Origin of the sequence: Bradyrhizobium oligotrophicum (assembly GCF_051168495.1) — a bacterium.
GTDB classification, from domain to species: Bacteria; Pseudomonadota; Alphaproteobacteria; order Rhizobiales; family Xanthobacteraceae; genus Bradyrhizobium; species Bradyrhizobium oligotrophicum_A.
The window spans coordinates 677441-694565 of the sequence record NZ_JBNPVB010000002.1 but is presented as its reverse complement, the minus strand read 5'-3'; the positions used below and the strand labels follow the sequence as shown (position 1 = coordinate 694565).

The window sequence follows — 17125 nt, the reverse complement described above, 5'->3', positions numbered from 1 at the left end:
ATTGTTGTGCATGAGCGCGGCGCTGCAGCGATCTAGTTGATAACACGTAAACTTTCGGAGGCCAGCAATGAAATGGGGACTGAGAGTGGGGACGGTAGTGCGCGACAAATCGTGATCATCACGCCTGATCAGGCCCAGTCACCGGCGGTCGTCCTGGCGCACGGCAAGACACCATGTTTCTCTTGTCCCAAGCATCGAGTTCGCCAATCGGATATAGGACCGCTTTCCCGATTTTGACGAACGCCGGGCCTACGCGCATCGCTCGCCAGTTACGGAGGGTCCCGACGCTCACTGAGCCACGGTAGCGGTCCGAGACTTCTTCCGCCGTGAGATATTTTCGATTGTCCATTGCCGCACTCCCGGTCACGCGACCATGAAAGCAGTAATTCACGGTCCTGGCCGCTCTCGGAAGCTGGATGCATCGTGGATAGTGAAAGAGAGGGCTAACGGCGACGCAAAGGCGGATCGTCGACGTCAACCCGAGATCCGGCCGAACATTTCGATGAGATCGATTACGTGAAAATCACGAAGGAAATTCTCGATCTGGCGAGGCACGTCGTGGAGTAGAAGGCCGCCACCTTCGAGCCTCGCAAGTTCGAAGATCAGTATGGAACGGCTCTGGTCGACCTCATCAACCAAAAGCACGCCGACTGCCGAATAGTCGGAGGGAGCGCCCCCGTTGCGAGAACGTCGTCGACCTGATGGATACGTTGCGCGAGCGTCGGCTCCGTAGCGACAGAGACCAAGGCTCGGATCTGAGTCCTGAGCTCGATCCAAGCTGACCAGAAGGATTTCCTGATGCTCTCCCGGTCTTTCTGCTTCACTGTCGTCGGGAGAGCCTGCACCTCTCCCGCGAAAGGACGTCCTCATCGATATCGGTCGGCGCCTTGATCTCGCCCCGCGCTAACTTCACGCGCAAGGCTTCGGCCTTTCCGGTCGACTGGCGGCAGGCCGACTTCCTCCGCGAGAGCTGATCGACCAGCGTGTTGCGCGACAACGGATAGGTGGCAACCTGCTTGCGAAGATCCTCCCTTCGACGGCCGTCTATCGGCTGTGGTCGATGTAGAACCACACAGGAAACCACTTCCGTTGCACGTGAGCCTGGAACTGGAGGTACTGCGCCGGCTCGGCGACCTTTTCGTTCCATAGGAAGTTGCGGACGACAGCGTCGGCCGTGACGTGCTTGCGGATGACCTTCGTTCGCTCCCTTCTCGACCTCCGAGATCGACTCGATGTCGCAGATCCTGAGCTCTGGCGCGCCCTTCTCGTCGAACTCGCCTTGGCGAGCGACAAATCCAGAATAGCGGCCTACCGCACAAACTCGGTCAACTGAGCAACGGTACCAGCCTGTCTGAACAGAGTTGCGCGCAGATAAATGCTGGAACAGCTCACGAGATCGATGCCAGAAACATGGTCACATATCGACGCCGGCTGACAGTTCGCCCGAACATTGTGCCGATTGTTGAGTCCTTAGCCTTCCCGCTTGAAAAATGAGAATCTCTGCATCTTGGTCGGCGCAACACGCCTGTGCAGAAGCCTGCTCATGAGAAGGCAATAATGCAACTACGTTTGTCGATTGAGTGGTGGCAGCACGCGCCAAAGGGACAATCAAGTAGCAGATCCAAATTCAAGCCTAAAGTGGCGGTTTAAGAAAAAACAATCTTGGGCGTTGAATTACTAACGCGGGACCGCAATTGTTATGGCTGCATGAAGCCTGCAGCCGTCGACTTCGTAAAGGTGAGCCATGGAAGCAATGCAATTGACACGACTCGTTCAGCGTTTGGTGGAGGAAGAGCACGGCTCCTCTAGTATCCTACATCTGACTGCTAACGAGAATGTTCTGTCGCGCCTCGCGTCCAGGTTCGTGGCTGGCGCCCTGTACGGGCGGTACCATCTGGGGCACGCCAACAAGCGGGAGATCGAACGATTCGCAACAACGTTTTCCGGCCTAATTCTTAGGTCACTTTCGAGCGTACACGAAATGGAACAGGAAGCCCTGCGGGCATCTCGCGTACTGTTCGGCGCTGCCTACGCGGATTTCCGCCCTCTATCAGGGGTCCATGCGATCATCGCGACTCTCTCAGCTCTGACCTCACCCGGCGACACCATCTATTGCCTGAGGCCAACTGAGGCAGGACATTTTGCGACGGCCAACATAATCGGTCGGCTCGGACGACACTGCAGCTACCTTCCGTGGAACAATGAGTGTTCCGACTTGGATCTAAACCAGGCCACTGAGCTGTTCAAGAAAGTGCCTCCCAATGCCATTTATCTCGATCATTCTGGATCATTGTTTCCGCTTAACATCCGCGGTCTTCGCAGACTTGTCGGTAAGGAGACCCTAATAATCTACGATGGATCGCACCCGATGGGCTTGATTGCAGGGAGAATGTTTAAAAATCCCCTGGAAGACGGCGCGGATGTGCTGCAGGGAAGTACCCACAAGACCTTCCCAGGCCCTCAGAAAGCGATCGTGACCATGAATTCATACGAGTTGTGGCAGCGTTTTTCGAGGACGATGGATTCTTTCGTGTCTAGCCAGCATTCCGGTGACACTATGGCGCTGTACCTCTCGATGCTTGAGATGGAGGTATTTGCCAGCGAATACGCGGCGCAGGTCCTTAAGAACTCGAGCGCGCTCGCTCGAGCACTTCAGGAGCGAGGGTTTAGAGTATTTTCGAGAGATGGTGAGCTCCCGGTATCGCATCAGGTGCTCTTGATGGGTTTTGATAGCGGAGAGCATTTGCTTGGAGCCCAGAAGCTTCTTGATTGTGGCATCAGCGTCAATTCCAAGACTGCTCTCGGGAAAAGTATAATTCGGATCGGCGTGCAAGAGTCGACCCGTAGGGGCATGAAAGAACCAGAGATGCGTCGGATTGCCGATCTTTTCTGGGACGCGTTGGCTGGTATAGATAGCGCTCATAATATTCAGCGTAAGGTGGATGATCTCCTTCTCAGGCATCAGGATATCCGGTATTCGTTTGATAACCTTTGCTGAATTCGAGCGCGTGGTGCAAGTCGACAGCTCATACCAAGTTGGAGCCCGAAGGGGCTCCAGGTTGACGGGGCCAGCCGGAGCTATTCTCCTTCGCCCGGGGCGGAACTAATGCGGACAAAGTGATGGCCATGTCCGAGCCTGACGTGGGAGGGATGGGTGCCATCCACTAGCCACTGCCTTGGCCGCTCCGACGGTTATTATTGATCTTCTCCGTCCCGGTACCTTCCACGTCGACAGCGACAATCGGGTAGGCAATCTGCTGTCATCGGCTGCCGAAGCGACTCTGAAAGTTGAAGGGACGAAACAAAGAGCACTTGCGCATGGAGCGTCACCGGAAAGCAGTCTGTTTCGAGATAAATGAGCCGCCAAGCGACTTATTCCGGCACCTCGATTGGCGAAATGTTTGGAGACAAAGCGCTTTCAATCAGTGAGATGAGCTCACGTCCCGTGAATAACATATCGCCTCTTAGAATGTCTTGGACGCGCGCCAAATCGACCGGGTTCAGACCCTGAACAAGTATAGAAACGAGCTCCGCCAACGCCTCGCGATGAAGTCCTAGGCAGGAGTCGTCGGACTGCAACTGCAGACGGGACGGCGTCTTGCCGAGCACCGCTGGGCGCGGCTCTGTTTGCTGAGCAGCAGATCGAGCCGTCTTCAACTCTTCGCGGAGTCTCGAAATGGGAATCTCCTCGCCGGCCTCTACTCGAGCCATGACGACATGGACGAAACTCTCAGGTGTGCTTGATGAAGAAAGGAGGTAAAGGATAGAAGGTGGCAAATGTGCAACAGTCGGGCCCTTACCAGATGCCCAACCAGCGACACGCATGTAGGCCTGAGCGGTGCGGGCAGGAATCGAGACCTCGCTCTCGACCCAGCTTAGGAAGGCTCCGTGCGAAACATGGCGCTTCGCTTCGATCAATGCTTTCCCAATTTGAATTATTGAAGTTGCGCACTGGCGTCGAATTCGATCTGCCTGACCCTTGAGAAATTTTGCGACCGGCGGCGATAGGCTGGCGTAATCGAACGCTGGATTCGTGATCGCTTCGACGCGTTCGACTGAAAATCTTTGGTGACTGCCCAAGGTTCCCTCCACGCTCTTTCGACGCTCTTGTATGAAACACCGTCAGATTGCCGTCGTGTTCAGAAGCACCCGTGGTTGACGGTATCTAACTAATCCTTCTGGGATAAGAAAGGGCCGATTGTCTGCACCATGCTGGACAAATCGCCAGTTGCGATGAGGCGAGTGCTGAGCGGCAGGGGTAGAGATATAGTGGACTGGCAGCGCGCTCTGGGGACCCACTTGATTCCCGCCAAGAGTCACCGATTGACGCATTTCCATCGGCTCGGCCGCGAGGAGATCCTGGGGGGTACAGGTGCGGTTGACCGTGGCACGATGCTAGTCTCAGGTGGGCATGGCCGCCGTCTAGACGAGAAGCTGAGAGCGCTGTCTGGGCCGAACCGCCCCGTCGTAGAGTTTCTGCGACCGCGCCAGCGCGCGCCTACCCCGGCTTGATAACGAAAACTAATGAATTTATGGGAGTTCTACGAGGCTTGGCCTGGGGCTCCGGCCGGAAAAGCGGTGCGCACCGGCCGCATAAATGTTGTGCGCGCTATCCTGGCTACGCCTCCTTTCTCCTCATGGCTGAGTTTGCGCACTTAGCACCGCGGGTCACCCGATAATGATAGCGTCGGCCGGTGAACTCCCCGTCAGCAGGCGTACGACATCAGCCGAAAAATAGAGTGACCCTATGACATACAGAGTCGCCCCGCCGCGCTTAGCTTCGTCTATCGCTAACTCGAGAGCTTTGGGTAGATCCTCTGTGACCGAAACAACATTTCCGCCACAGTCCCTAAAGGCGTTCGCTAATTGGTCCGGATTCAATCCACGCGGTCCCGATCTTGAAACAATGATGGAAGCCGCGAGCTGCACAAGTATGTCGGCGATCCCTTGCCAATCCTTGTCCTCTGAAACGCCGACAAGCAGAACGCGCCGTTCTTGTCGCCATCTTAGCAGTGTACTGACCACGCCCTTCACCGAGTCAGGTGTATGTGCAGCATCCACCACGATCGTTGGATTCGTGCGGATGGTTTCCAGCCGCCCGGGGACCGAAAGCCCGTTCCACGCAGTGCCTGCGACGCCGATCCAGTCTACATCGGGCCCAATGTCCGGTTCGGTGAAGTGTTCGGCTAAGGCTAACGCGACGGCGGCATTGTTTAGTTGATACTGTCCAAAGAGCGGTAATCTAACAGAACGATCTCCGGAGGAGGCTCTGGCTCGCACTCGCGCGCGAGCACCATTAACATCCTCCGCGTAATCGTAAAGGCAAAACCGATCAGTCGCTCGCACCATCTTGATGTCGCGCCGTGACGCATAATAGCTCACACGGTCGACAAGTGTCGGGTCAATGGCGCCAAGAATTGCAGTCGAATGCGTTCCGCCAATGTCGAGCTTGTCGCATGCGATCTGATCGACAGTTCTACCTAAGAGGTCGGTGTGTTCCAGTTCAACGGAAGTTAGGCCAAATAATTTAGCTCCAACCACGCTAGTGGGATCGAGGCGACCACCGATTCCTCCCTCAAGGATCGCACAATCGACTCGTTCGTCCTGGGAGAGAAGGACTGCTGCTAAGAACAGGATTTCGAATCGGGCAAAGGTTTCCTGGTATCGACGACTGACCGTAGTCGTCGCGTCTAGAACCCGCTGTAAGAGGTCCTCAAATTGCGCGTCGTTAATGGGATCTCCATTTAGCGCGATGCGCTCAGATGGTGAAATGAAGTGCGGTGAGGTATGTCGCACTGTACGCAGGCCGATTGAGCGCAACAGCGCGTCGGTCATCGCTGCCACTGAGCCTTTGCCCTTAGAGCCGGTGATGGCGATTGAGGGCGGGCACACAATGCCCTCGTTTTCCAGTACCGCTGACACTCGTCGAAGACATATAGTGGAAACAAAGCGCGGCATAGCCGCGAGCCGTTCGATTGCACTATTGACCATGAACTTCTTCCCTTCATGTCCGGGCGGTTGAGAATAGGCTGCGAAGTCTTGGGAGCGTCGCGGCGAGCGGCCCGTGATCGTCAACCAAGAGCCCTCGACTGGCGGGATCGCCCTGCGACCAATTTGCCTCGACGGGGCTTTCCGGGCCGCCCACGGCAAGTGCCGGGCACGCCAGCGATTCCGCCCGCAGGCGAGAGGAGCGGTCTGTTCGTCGTTCTACGATCAATGATCACGGCGACTTATCCGCTTTGTTCGACCTCGCCACAACAAGATAGAAGGTCTCCCGAAAGACGAACGAGGGCATATCCAACAATGACGGCGGATCGGCAGCCAGGGCAGCCCATGTCCTAATGTCTCGCGATGGCAGCTCATAATATTGCGCGATCGAGCAATAGTAGCGCAGAAGCTCGGAGACGTAATGGCGCGCCTGGTGAGCCAGTGGGAAGCGGTGTTTAACTGTGTACTTCACACGCTTTAGGACATTGACATCATGGCGTGTTAGCCGGTCGGCGAGCGAGCCTCCGCACCAAGGCCCTAACCGCTTGCTTTGATTGCCTCGCTCAATTCGTGCGAGTTGCAATCGCAAGAGCAGTCCTCGATCCAGCGGCGCCAGCGTCGTCTCCCTGACGTCAACCTCCTTTATCGCGATCCGGCCACCAGGTTTGAGCACACGGCGAAATTCGTCGATGCACACATTGAATTCGTCTTCCAAGAGATATTGAACTACGTTGGCACACCAGACGTGGTCGAAAACGCTTTCGGCAAATGGGATACGCGTCACGCTGCCTACGCGTGCTTCTACTGGCGTAATGAGAGGTTCGCGCGCGAGCCGTCCGTTGAGAGCGTTGATAGCTTGTGCGGAGATGTCGATTGCCGAAATACGCCCGGACGGACCCACTTGCGTAGCTATCCGAGCCAGGAGGTCTCCGCCACCGCACCCAGCATCCAACACTCTGGACGATCGTCCGATTTGCGCGTCACGGATGGCGCTGTTGTATTCTGTTTCAGCGATGGCGTAATGGTTCGAGAGATGACCCGCGTTGGAGGCTCTCTCGAGCTCCGGGAGCGCGAGCCGTCGGTCTGACGCATACATTTGCACACTACCTTCTTCTGAGGAGGCGTTCACGTGAATGCCCACGTAACACACAACACGTCATTGTCGTTTAGAGCGAGGTCTTAACGCGCAGCAGCAGACGGAGCACAATCAGCAAAGAGATGGCCGAGAGCATCACTGCAACCCGGATATCTATCAGCTCAGAAACGCAGCCAAAGACGAGAGCTCCAAGCGCAGGCCCGGCCTTTAGCAAAATGTTGTATAAACTGTTCAAACGCCCGCGATATTCAGGGTGGACGCCGAGCTGAATCGCGCTGATCACCGCAATATTGTTCAGCGATAGGAATATGCCCAGTGCAAAGGCGCCGCCTAGGGCGATAGCCTCCTTTGGGCTGACTCCGTACAAGAGCAGTGCAATTGCAGCTCCGCTCATTGTGACGCTGATCGACGTGAGTTGATCCATCAAACGGATGGAAGCAAGAAGGCCGCCGGCTAGACCTCCAGCAGCAAGAAACGAGGCCAATCTGGCCAACGTATCGACACCCCCGCCAAGGACGGTCTCAGATATGGCCGAGCCCAGCGACAAGATTCCGCGCGCCGTGAGAGCCAGTGTAGTGAACGCGCTCAGGAGAATCCACAGTTGCGGATTGTGACGCAGATGCGCGATACCATCGCGTATCTGTACGTCGACAGGGAGGTGCGTTGATCTCGCTGACATCGCGTCGGCGAGAGTCCGGACAGGCGGGCTCATGATTGTCGACGGAACATACGCAGCGACCACGACCGCTGCGGCCGCCTGCAAGCCGTGATTAGAAATTAACCAGCCAGCGATCACTGGCCCCAAGAATGATGCCCCATTACTGGCTAGCGAATTGAGTGTGACGAGCCGTACGTAGTTCTCCCGCTGGACCATCAATGGGATGAGAGAGAGCCGTGCTGGCAAGCTAAAGGCGGTGCAGATCCCGAGCCAGGCCGAACATACAAGTATCCAGAAGGGTGCAACCGCTCCAGATGCAACGAGCGTTAGTAGTGTCAGGCCTTGGATGCATGCCGCCACTTGACTGAGTCGGTAGATCGCGGCTGGGTCCGCGCGATCTATGATCGCGCCCGCAGGTCCGCTGGTGATCAGCGTCGAAACAAGATCGGATACTGCAATCGACGCAACCCATACACTCGAGTGGGTCATCGTCCACATTGCCCAGGCCATGGAAAGCCGTTGCGCGGACAGCCCTGTAAGTGACACTGCTACGGCTGCGATCATCAGGAAGGGCATATAGCCGCTCCCGAGTCGGTGAGCATGGTGATATGTCGGGATCGAGTGTAAGCGACCAAAACAGGTCGTCCAGCACGCATACGCTGTGGTCGCTCAGCGAGAACATATCCAAGATGGCCTAAAGTCATCATTTTCCAACGCCACAGAACGCGAGGACTGGGCGGCGAATGATCCTGAGGCGCAAATGCGCAGCCATTGCGCTTTTGACCCAACCAATCTCCCACGTGCCTGCCTCGCCTCGCATGCTCATTGAAGGGCCAAAATTCTCACGGGGTGGTTTCGGCCCATTCGGTTCTCGACGATCAGATCTCGCTGAGCCGGATCAATGCGACCCACGAACGGAGCTCGCTTTCATCGCGCATCATGCGACGCAGGTGCGGACCTAGCAAGGATTTCGCGTGTCTGATTGATCGATCCGTTATCAAAAAGCCTGATACATGTATCAGCGCTTCTGGTTATTGCAGGCAGCGTACCTCTGCTACCTTTGGTATTGCCACTGAGTTTTGCGGGCTAGCGATCGGAGTGACCATGCGAACGGGTTACGATGCATCTACGGGGTGTTCGGTATCATCGATTCCAAGTCGACATCCGCAGGCAAACTTAGCGCTTATCAGCCACTCTTCGAATCGGCCGGGTCTAGAACGCGCGCCCGTCTTGTTCTTCCACGGCGCCACCGTCCCGACGTTTATGACCTCAGCGTTTCGGATCGACGGCACCTCGTGGTTCGACGCGTTGGCCGCTGCTAAGCGTCCGATCTACGGGATCGATCTTCTTGGATATGGCGAGTCGGATCCATACCCGTCCAGCAGCGAGGGCGAAGAAATCAATCCCGCTGACTTTGGCCCGGGACGAGAACTTGTTTCCGAGATTGACGTCGTTGTGGACGCAATCCGTCGGGAGTGCCACGCCGACAAGGTACACATTATCGCAATCTCGCGTGGAGCAATTCCGGCCGGCTACTACGCGACTGAGCACCCAGAAAAGGTGCAGACGATCACGTTTCACGGACCGATAACCAGGCAGGTGGGGCTGGGCCGCTCGGTCTCGCAGAAGTACTTTGGCGTCCCCGAACTGCCGCGTGTTTCGCACTTTGCGGTCAGCGCCAAAGAGAGATTCGTGCTTCTGCGCGATGATCGCCCGGCTGGGACGGAGTCGCCTCTTGAGGAGGACTTTGTCCGCAATTGGGCGGCGATCTATAGCCAGCGGGCGCACGGAGATGCCAGCAAGGTCGATGAGCCTATTCGCGCGCCGATGGGCTTCGCGGTCGATATCTTCAATGCGTGGGAGGATACGTATTTCGACGAGACACGTCTCACGATGCCGACCTTCATTATTCGTGGCGAATGGGACCAGTATCTCACGCCGGCCGTAAGCTGCCAGCGGATGTTCGAAGTAATCTCGAACTCACGGAAGCTCTATCTGCAGCTGCCAGAGGGCACACATTCGATGATGTTCGAGCGGTGCCGCCGCGCTCTCTATCGGCACACATCACAGTTTCTTATTGAAAACGAATGAGCGGTCAGGAGAGTCATATGTATAAGCGCCCGCGTATCATCAAGCTTGACGGCAAACGGGATCCAGAATTCTATCGTGAGCGTACAAAGCGCAATGAGCTTTTTCTCGGAATCGATCCAGAGCAAATGAATCGCTCGCAGCAGCGACTCGCCGGTGCGGTCGTCGGGGTAGCGGGGTCAGGCGGACTAGGCGGTGGTCTCGCGATGATGCTTGCCCGACTTGGCGTTGGACACATCAAGATCTGTGATCCAGATAGCTTTGAGATATCCAATATCAATCGGCAGCTCGGCGCGACCCCGAACACCATTGGTCACAACAAATCGATGGTGGTCGGCAACTTGATCCACGAGACGACGCCGGATGTTACTGTTGAGATCTTTCCGGAGGGAATGCAGAAGCACGTCGCGAAGGAGTTCGTCGACGGATGTGATCTACTAGTCGACTGTGTCGACTTCTATCTGGTCGATCAGCGTTACGATATGCATAAGGCGTTCCGCGAAAGCAAAACGTGCAAAAGCTGCGTCGCTGGAACAGTTGTGGGGTGGGGGGCAAACGTATACCACTTCACTCAAGACGGACTCACCTTGGAGGAATTTTACGGGATTCCGCCAGATGCGCAGCAGACAGAAGAAGTAGTCGATAAGCTTGTGAAGCTGCAGGCGTCATTCCTTCCGCGGTTTCCCAGCAAGGACGCCATCTACGACTATATGCGTGATACGGGGAATGTCCCAATTCTGTCACTTGCGCCGGCGCTAGGGCAGTACATGATCGTTGCACGGGCAGCGCTCATACTTATGGGGCTCGACAAAGCGCCGTACTGTACTGAGTTGCCCCCAATGCCCTCTTATCTGTGGATGGACGCCTCAACAATGGAGTGCGGCGTCTACGAATTCAACGGCGAGTTCGTGAATGAGGAAGAGTTCGACCAGCACTTCACGCCACGGCTTCTCGAGCCATCTCTCGCGTAGCTGACTAGTTCGAGAGTTTGGAGAGGCAAACATGACAATCAGACAGGACGGTGAAGCTGCGGAATTTGTGTTAACCAGGCGTGTCAATAGTGCCAAAGATCTGGAAGCGGTAACGTCTTTGTGGCGGTCCGTCTACGGGAGCGAGTTCGGGTGGTTGAGCGACGACGCGAACCCTGTCACTGACGGCTTTCACGAACGTTCAGATTATTATGTCTCTTGGCTCAATGGCCTGGTGCCAGTCGGAACAATGCGCATTGTGCGAGCCCAGCAAATGGGCTTCCACATCACCGATGCGGTTGATGTCCGATCCCTCTCGAGCCGTCAGCCGTTGGTGGTCGAGGTGCAGCGCCTGATGGTGGTCGGAAAGTTCCGCGACAAGCGTTTTGCAGGTGCTCCATTTGGAATCTACGGTTGCATGGTGAAGGCCTGTCTTCACCATGCCGTAGCGTACGGGGTGGACACTATTCTGGCCGACTGCCATCGAGATATGGCGATTAGCCCCCTCAAATCCATGAAGCAGATGGGGTTTCGTGAAACGGGAGACACGTATGTGGACAGCATGAACGGGTTAGTCTGCGTGATCCTAACGATCGATACCAAGGCGTGGCTTCAGAAGATCTACACGAACCAAAATCCCTTTAATCAGTATCTTCTGGACATGAACGACTGGAGCCCTGGGTTCGCACAAATATCCGAACAAACCGGTAAACGGAACGGGCCGTCAACGAAGGAACGAGCTCATGCATGAGGCCAACGTCGAGCAAGGGGTCGGGAGATCGGGCGCGCACCTAGGGGTTTTGACTATTGTGCTCGCTCTCCAGATTCTTCCGTTCTCCGACATCATGGCAAAATACCTCGCTCTGAGTGTCCCCGTCATTCAGGTCATCTGGGGGCGCTTCTTTTTTCACTGCATTGCTACCGGTATCTATTCGTCGGTCGCGTACGGGCCGCGCTATCTCAAGCCGACTCTGTCGAAAATGCTCCTACTTCGAAGTGCGGCCTTGTTTGCCGCAGTAGGACTGTTCTACGTGACGATTCACTATCTACCGTTGACCACGTCACTAACGCTCTGGTTCGTCGAGCCATTCATTCTGACGCTAATGGCCGCAGTTATCCTGAAGGAGAGAGTGACGCGCCTTCAGTGGGTAGCCATTGCTGTCGGGTTTATCGGCATTCTGATCGCAGTACGGCCGACATTTGTGGCACTGCACTGGTCGTATGGAACGGGTCTCCTTGCGGGCTTCTTTTACGCGCTATTTCTATTCTTGACACGATTCATCGACGCCAAGGTTCCGTCCGTGGTTTCGGTATATCACACGGGACTCGTTGGCGGCGTAATTGCTTCCCTAGCTGTCGCCCCGGTCTGGGTGAGCCCAAGCGGTGAGCAGTGGATATTGCTGGTTGCTACTGGAATCATCGCAGCCGTCGCACACCTCCTTATCATAAAGTCGTTCGAATGGTCGAACGCGAGCACGATTGCACCATTTACCTATACCGAAGTGGTGATGGGTGCGATCCTTGGTTATGTGGTGTTCAATGACGCGCCGGATGCATACTTATTCGCAGGGCTCGCGATCATCGTCGCTTCGGGGATCGCGCTGCTGAGAGCGAAGCACGACGAATAGGTGGAATAGTAGGAGGGTGTCATGAACGTGCAAGGCATTGATGTCGAGTCTGAGGTTCGCAGTTACTGTCGATCGTACCCAGCGACGTTTTCGCGGGCAACGAGTGCCTTTATGGTGTCCGAGACGGGCGAGCGTTACCTCGATTTCCTGTCGGGGTGCGGTGCGCTGAATTACGGTCACAACAACGTTCATCTTAAGTCCGTTCTAATGGACTACTTATCCGCAGATGGAATAGCGCTGGGGTTAGATCTGAAAACGGGAGCAAAGAACGCCTTTGTGGAGGCGTTCTCCAATCTGATCTTAGGGCCGCGGAGTCTTCCCTATCGGATCCAGTTCCCGGGGCCGACCGGCGCTAATGCTGTTGAAGCGGCGATTAAACTGGCGCGAAAAGTCACCAAGCGGACCAATATTGTTGCGTTCTCGAATGCATTCCACGGCTGTTCGCTCGGCGCGTTGGCGTTGACGGCAAACTCATATAATCGGGAGTCGTCAAGCCCTCTGCTGACTCATGTTGATAGGGCACTCTACGATGGATATCTCGGCTCGGATATCTGCACGGCGGATATTCTTGACAGGCAGTTAGGTGATCCATCGGGAGGGCTGGACAAGCCGGCGGCGATCATCGTTGAAGTGGTGCAGGGAGAAGGGGGGCTCAACGTCGCAAGCCGCAATTGGCTGCAGAAAATTGCCGCCATTGCGGCAAAAAGCGGAGCACTATTCATCGTTGACGAGATTCAGGCCGGATGCGGTCGAACCGGCAGTTTTTTCAGTTTTGAGAATTATGGGGTCGTTCCAGATATTGTGACGATGGCAAAATCGGTATCAGGGTTCGGATTGCCAATGTCTCTGGTTCTGTTGCGCCCTCAACACGATGTCTGGTCTCCCGGCGAGCACAACGGCACGTTTAGAGGCAACAACCATGCGTTCGTGACGGCCACTGCCGCGCTCAGACACTATTGGGCGGACGAAAAATTTGAACTGTCGGTTCGTCATAAGAGCGAGGTTCTATCCGATCTCCTCGGAGATTATTGCGAGTCGCGCCCCTTCCGCCCAAAGGGGCTGGGCCTAATGCAGGGGATCGATGTGAAGGATCCGCGCGTGGCCTCGGAGGTTAAGGCCGAAGCGTATCGGCAGAAGATCGTGGTGGAGCTGTGCGGTCCGTTGGATGAAGTAGTCAAACTGATGCCGCCACTGACGATCTCGGAAGAGGATCTCGTGGAAGGAGCCCAGAGGCTATTGGCGATCGTGGACGAGGTATTTGCCAGGCAGACGTTGGTAAGTGTGGACTAAGAGATCAGTGAGCGAGTGTCACCGGGGGTGTTCTGGGAGGCTAGAGAAATGTCATACGTGCAACCGCCCGAGTTTGTCACCAAGATGATAGACGCCGGTCAGGCGAAGGTTGCTATGGGTACCCGGGACACCTTAGTGCGGTCATTTATGGCTGGAGCGATCTTGGGGTTGTCTGCAGCCTTTGCGGTTTCGGTCACCGTGCAAACTGGGCAACCCCTCGCGGGGGCTGTCCTGTTCCCCGTCGGTTTTTGTCTTCTCTATCTTATGGGCTTTGATTTACTCACAGGCGTCTTTACATTGGTCCCTCTGGCATTGATTGATAAGAGGCCAGGAGTGACGGCTCTGGGCGTTCTGCGCAATTGGTCGCTGGTGTTCGCGGGGAATTTCGCGGGCGCCCTAACGGTCGCGATCCTTATGGCTATTGTTTTCACTTATTGCTTCAGCGTACCGGCGAATGATGTCGGCGTGAAGATCGGGCATATCGGCGAAAGCCGCACTCTAGGATATTCGGCTCACGGAGTCGCTGGGATGGTTACGCTCCTTGTCCGAGGAATCCTTTGTAATTGGATGGTGTCGACAGGCGTTGTCGCTTCGATGATGTCGACGTCCGTGACCGGAAAAGTGATCGGAATGTGGATGCCTATAATGGTCTTCTTCTACATGGGCTTTGAGCATTCGATAGTTAACATGTTTCTGTTTCCTTCCGGACTAATGCTTGGTGGTAGATTTTCGATTGTCGATTATCTCGTATGGAACGAAGTCCCCACTATCGTTGGCAATGCTATAGGGGGACTCGCATTTGTGGGCTTATCGCTCTACACCAGCTTCGCATCTGCCCGGGAAGGGCGAACGGCACTCAATAGCACAGCAACTTCGGCAAAGGTCATAGAGTTCGGCTAAGAGTTGTTGAGGTAAGGGGCGGCCGACTTTCGTATAGCTTGGCTTCGCGTCGGCGATGCCTGCGAGCGCCTGTCGGCTCGACGTTGTGCCGCCTCGTCATAGTGCGATTGCCGGGATCTTAATTGGGTTACATGCGTACTGGCCCAATGCTTCCAGGCCCTTGACCGCTGAGGCTCTTATGGCTCCTGTTGACGCAGCAGACGGCGCGAGACCGAGCCGCTCCGGTGCCGGATTCGGGACGAAGCAGTAGCGCTTGGCGGCCGGTCCATTGGAAGGAGCAGAAGATCGTCTTCCGGACCCGCGATGAGGGCCGAGTCGGCTCGTCAGACTGCGCGGACGTGGGCAATCTTAAGGGTTGCCTACACGGTACGCATCCGGTGAAGACCACAGGCGGAGTAGTCCGCGCGAATGGACGATTGATGGGAGCGATCAGGCGGCGGCAGAGATGGCGGGGGGCTTCCAGTTCCAGGGCAGCAGATCTGCGATCCTGCTAGCCGGATGATCGGGCAGCCAGGCGAGGGCGTCGGCAAGCCACGCCTGCGGGTCGACGTCGTTGAGCTTCGCAGTCTGGATCAGGGTGTAGATGGCGGCACGGCGACCGCCCTCGTCTGAGGTCCACACGCGCCCCGTGCGCGTCTTGCCCTTGGCCAGAACCTGCACCGTGGTGTCGTCGGCATGGATGCGCTCGCCAGCGAGGACATGCGCCTTGATCTCCTCGACCAGCGGCATCAAGGTCGCAGCCGCCGCGCCGACCCAGTCCGCGAGTGTGGAGACATCGAGCGCGATGCCCTCATGCGCATACGTCGTGCTCTGCCGGTTGAGGGGCAGGTGCAATCCGTATTTGGCAAACAGGATGTGTGCCAACAAACGCGGTCCGGCACGTCCGCGTGAGATCGGATGGAATGGTGCCGGCGGCTGGCTGATCGCCTCGCAGGCGCGGTAGGAGAACTTCTCGCGCACATGCTGGATCACCTTCCACTGCCGCGGCACGAGCTCCAGCGTCTCGGTCACGTCCTCGCCGATCTTGCGCAGCCTGTCGTCGCCGCAACATGAGCAGTTGGTCGGCGACAGCCGCGTGCGGATTAGCGGCGATCGTCACGGCGGCAAAGCCGGGTGGCGGCGCCTCCTTGCCACACAGCTGCTGGCGCCAGCGGAACACCTGACTGGAATGCACCCCGAACGCCCGCGCCACGCCCAGGATCGTTGCGCCCGGCTGCACCGCCGTCACTATCGCGGGATCCGCCGAGCCGCTGATCCGGATCTTCGTCTCAGTCCCGATATCGACCTCGATCAGCCTTTGCATGCCGGCGCCGCCACGACGACACGCTCCTTGTCAGCCCGCGACCAATGCCGCCGTCGCCGCTCCGACGTGATCACTTCCACTTCCGATTTGGCCATAGGACTAGCTCCAGGACTAGTCCTATGGCTTCGCGAAGCATCACTGCCGACGCAAGGCGGCCGTCACCGGGGCTTACCCTACACGTGCTCAAACCGAGGGTATGGCTTTGTCGCCGCGACGATCGCTGAGGCGCCATTCGTAATGAGGTGGCGGCCGGAACGCACCGGGTGTGAGTGCCTCGCCGCGCGTGAGCTCACCAATCTTGCGCAGCCCCCTCACCGCCTCAGGAGGTTGGCGCAGGATGCACGTAATCCTCCGCCGAGGGCCGCCTTGGCAATTTGGTGTTTGTGCTGAGAACTGTCCTTATGGACAGAGATAAGGACAGTGCCCGGATCGGGCGGCTTGAAGTGGTCGAGACGGGTCGGCGGCGGCGCTGGTCTGAGGATGAGAAGCTCCGGATCGTGATGGAGAGCCTGCAGGGGAGCCGGCAGGTTTCGGCAACCGCCCGGCGATACGGCATCTCACGTTCGTTGCTTCTCAAGTGGCGGCGGCTGTTCCGCGCGGAACAGAATGAAGCCGGGCCGCGAGTGGACTTCGTTCCGGCGACTGTGATCGCAGATCCGGTAGCGACACCTGATCCGGTCGTGTCTGCCAGCGGCGGCGCGATTGAGATCGAGCTTGTGGCCGGAGCCAGGATGCGGATCACGGGCGTCGTCGATGAGAGGACGCTGAAGGCTGCTATCGCGGCGTTGGCGGACGGGCGAACGCGATGATCCCAATTCCGCCAGGGGTACGCGTGTGGATCGCGACCGGCCACACCGACATGCGTCGCGGTATGCAAAGCCTGGCGCTTGGAGTCCAGGAGAGCCTGAAGCGCGATCCGCATGCCGGCGATCTCTACATCTTCCGCGGCCGCCGCGGCGATCTGGTCAAGATTCTCTGGCATGACGGGCTGGGCATGTCGCTGTACGCCAAGCGCCTGGACCGTGGCAGGTTCATCTGGCCTTCGGCGTCGGACGGCGCGGTGTCGATCTCGGCGGCGCAGATGGCTTACATGCTCGAGGGCATCGACTGGAGAAATCCCCAGGCAAGCTGGCGACCGCAAAGCGCGGGCTGAGCCAATAAATCCTTAGGCTCGGGGCGTTTGGGGAGTCACAACACCTCCGATCT

General features: G+C 57.0%; 15 protein-coding genes and 2 pseudogenes. 9 read left to right on the top strand and 8 right to left on the bottom strand.

The window, feature by feature from the left end:
* Positions 1–118: 118 nt before the first annotated feature.
* The gene (locus tag ACQR1B_RS06580) at positions 119–349 is read right to left on the bottom strand and encodes a helix-turn-helix domain-containing protein (protein WP_284421653.1); all 231 of its coding nucleotides are present in this window, start codon (positions 347–349) and stop codon (positions 119–121) included.
* Positions 350–1744: 1395 nt separating this feature from the next.
* On the opposite strand from ACQR1B_RS06580, the gene ACQR1B_RS06575 reads away from it, so the two are divergent.
* Positions 1745–2998 carry a hypothetical protein gene (locus tag ACQR1B_RS06575; RefSeq protein WP_349817293.1) on the top strand — a complete coding sequence of 418 codons (1254 nt, stop codon included), beginning with the start codon at positions 1745–1747 and terminating at the stop codon, positions 2996–2998.
* A gap of 374 nt (positions 2999–3372) precedes the next feature.
* Here the strand turns inward: ACQR1B_RS06575 and ACQR1B_RS06570 are convergent, their stop codons facing one another.
* The 4 genes from ACQR1B_RS06570 to ACQR1B_RS06555 all read right to left on the bottom strand — a co-directional run bounded on the left by ACQR1B_RS06570 (position 3373) and on the right by ACQR1B_RS06555 (position 8318).
* The gene (locus ACQR1B_RS06570) at positions 3373–4080 is read right to left on the bottom strand and encodes a DUF3102 domain-containing protein (RefSeq protein ID WP_284421652.1); all 708 of its coding nucleotides are present in this window, start codon (positions 4078–4080) and stop codon (positions 3373–3375) included.
* A gap of 588 nt (positions 4081–4668) precedes the next feature.
* Positions 4669–5991: a bifunctional folylpolyglutamate synthase/dihydrofolate synthase gene (locus tag ACQR1B_RS06565; RefSeq protein ID WP_434835247.1), complete on the bottom strand. Its 1323-nt coding sequence runs from the start codon at positions 5989–5991 to the stop codon at positions 4669–4671.
* A 229-nt stretch (positions 5992–6220) separates the two neighbouring features.
* Positions 6221–7084: a class I SAM-dependent methyltransferase gene (locus ACQR1B_RS06560; protein WP_284421650.1), complete on the bottom strand. Its 864-nt coding sequence runs from the start codon at positions 7082–7084 to the stop codon at positions 6221–6223.
* Between the two features lie 70 nt (positions 7085–7154).
* Positions 7155–8318: an MFS transporter gene (locus ACQR1B_RS06555; RefSeq protein WP_434835248.1), complete on the bottom strand. Its 1164-nt coding sequence runs from the start codon at positions 8316–8318 to the stop codon at positions 7155–7157.
* Between the two features lie 654 nt (positions 8319–8972).
* Between ACQR1B_RS06555 and ACQR1B_RS06550 the strand changes: the two genes are divergently transcribed.
* The 6 genes from ACQR1B_RS06550 to ACQR1B_RS06525 are packed head-to-tail and all read left to right on the top strand — an operon-like array spanning position 8973 to position 14616.
* Positions 8973–9833, top strand: coding sequence for an alpha/beta fold hydrolase (locus ACQR1B_RS06550; protein ID WP_284421647.1), 861 nt, complete (start codon positions 8973–8975; stop codon positions 9831–9833).
* Between the two features lie 17 nt (positions 9834–9850).
* Positions 9851–10801: a ThiF family adenylyltransferase gene (locus ACQR1B_RS06545; protein ID WP_284421646.1), complete on the top strand. Its 951-nt coding sequence runs from the start codon at positions 9851–9853 to the stop codon at positions 10799–10801.
* Positions 10802–10832: 31 nt separating this feature from the next.
* Positions 10833–11549, top strand: coding sequence for a hypothetical protein (locus tag ACQR1B_RS06540; protein WP_284421645.1), 717 nt, complete (start codon positions 10833–10835; stop codon positions 11547–11549).
* Positions 11542–12426 carry a DMT family transporter gene (locus ACQR1B_RS06535; RefSeq protein ID WP_284421644.1) on the top strand — a complete coding sequence of 295 codons (885 nt, stop codon included), beginning with the start codon at positions 11542–11544 and terminating at the stop codon, positions 12424–12426. Before ACQR1B_RS06540 ends, ACQR1B_RS06535 begins: the two co-directional genes overlap by 8 nt.
* Positions 12427–12447: 21 nt before the next feature.
* On the top strand, positions 12448–13716 hold the full coding sequence (ectB, locus tag ACQR1B_RS06530; protein WP_284421643.1) for a diaminobutyrate--2-oxoglutarate transaminase: 1269 nt from the start codon (positions 12448–12450) through the stop codon (positions 13714–13716).
* A gap of 48 nt (positions 13717–13764) precedes the next feature.
* Complete coding sequence (locus tag ACQR1B_RS06525) at positions 13765–14616, top strand: formate/nitrite transporter family protein (protein ID WP_434835249.1); 852 nt, start codon at positions 13765–13767, stop codon at positions 14614–14616.
* 429 nt (positions 14617–15045) lie between these two features.
* Here ACQR1B_RS06525 and ACQR1B_RS06520 read toward each other — a convergent pair whose 3' ends face one another.
* From ACQR1B_RS06520 to ACQR1B_RS06510, 3 genes and pseudogenes are all read right to left on the bottom strand, one after another.
* Complete coding sequence (locus tag ACQR1B_RS06520; protein WP_349817294.1) at positions 15046–15237, bottom strand: transposase domain-containing protein; 192 nt, start codon at positions 15235–15237, stop codon at positions 15046–15048.
* Positions 15229–15687 (bottom strand): annotated as a pseudogene (gene tnpC, locus ACQR1B_RS06515) (IS66 family transposase); the annotation flags it as partial. The gene ACQR1B_RS06520 and the pseudogene tnpC, both read right to left, overlap by 9 nt.
* Before the next feature lie 94 nt (positions 15688–15781).
* Positions 15782–15919 (bottom strand): annotated as a pseudogene (locus tag ACQR1B_RS06510) (hypothetical protein); the annotation flags it as partial.
* A gap of 401 nt (positions 15920–16320) precedes the next feature.
* Here ACQR1B_RS06510 and tnpA point away from each other — a divergent pair.
* Together tnpA and tnpB are read left to right on the top strand one after the other, a co-directional pair.
* Positions 16321–16728 carry an IS66-like element accessory protein TnpA gene (tnpA, locus tag ACQR1B_RS06505; RefSeq protein ID WP_434835250.1) on the top strand — a complete coding sequence of 136 codons (408 nt, stop codon included), beginning with the start codon at positions 16321–16323 and terminating at the stop codon, positions 16726–16728.
* A gap of 23 nt (positions 16729–16751) precedes the next feature.
* Positions 16752–17072, top strand: a complete 321-nt coding sequence (tnpB, locus tag ACQR1B_RS06500; RefSeq protein WP_409998550.1) for an IS66 family insertion sequence element accessory protein TnpB — start codon at positions 16752–16754, stop codon at positions 17070–17072.
* The last annotated feature ends 53 nt before the right edge of the window (positions 17073–17125 follow it).

Bases quoted from the DNA above. Each gene is read 5' to 3' on its own strand.
- ACQR1B_RS06580 (WP_284421653.1), bottom strand. From the start codon at position 349: ATGGACAATCGAAAATATCTCACGGCGGAAGAAGTCTCGGACCGCTAC.
- ACQR1B_RS06575 (WP_349817293.1), top strand. From the start codon at position 1,745: ATGGAAGCAATGCAATTGACACGACTCGTTCAGCGTTTGGTGGAGGAA.
- ACQR1B_RS06565 (WP_434835247.1), bottom strand. From the start codon at position 5,991: ATGGTCAATAGTGCAATCGAACGGCTCGCGGCTATGCCGCGCTTTGTT.
- ACQR1B_RS06560 (WP_284421650.1), bottom strand. From the start codon at position 7,084: ATGTATGCGTCAGACCGACGGCTCGCGCTCCCGGAGCTCGAGAGAGCC.
- ACQR1B_RS06555 (WP_434835248.1), bottom strand. From the start codon at position 8,318: ATGCCCTTCCTGATGATCGCAGCCGTAGCAGTGTCACTTACAGGGCTG.
- ACQR1B_RS06545 (WP_284421646.1), top strand. From the start codon at position 9,851: ATGTATAAGCGCCCGCGTATCATCAAGCTTGACGGCAAACGGGATCCA.
- ACQR1B_RS06540 (WP_284421645.1), top strand. From the start codon at position 10,833: ATGACAATCAGACAGGACGGTGAAGCTGCGGAATTTGTGTTAACCAGG.
- ACQR1B_RS06535 (WP_284421644.1), top strand. From the start codon at position 11,542: ATGCATGAGGCCAACGTCGAGCAAGGGGTCGGGAGATCGGGCGCGCAC.
- ectB (WP_284421643.1), top strand. From the start codon at position 12,448: ATGAACGTGCAAGGCATTGATGTCGAGTCTGAGGTTCGCAGTTACTGT.
- ACQR1B_RS06525 (WP_434835249.1), top strand. From the start codon at position 13,765: ATGTCATACGTGCAACCGCCCGAGTTTGTCACCAAGATGATAGACGCC.
- tnpA (WP_434835250.1), top strand. From the start codon at position 16,321: ATGGACAGAGATAAGGACAGTGCCCGGATCGGGCGGCTTGAAGTGGTC.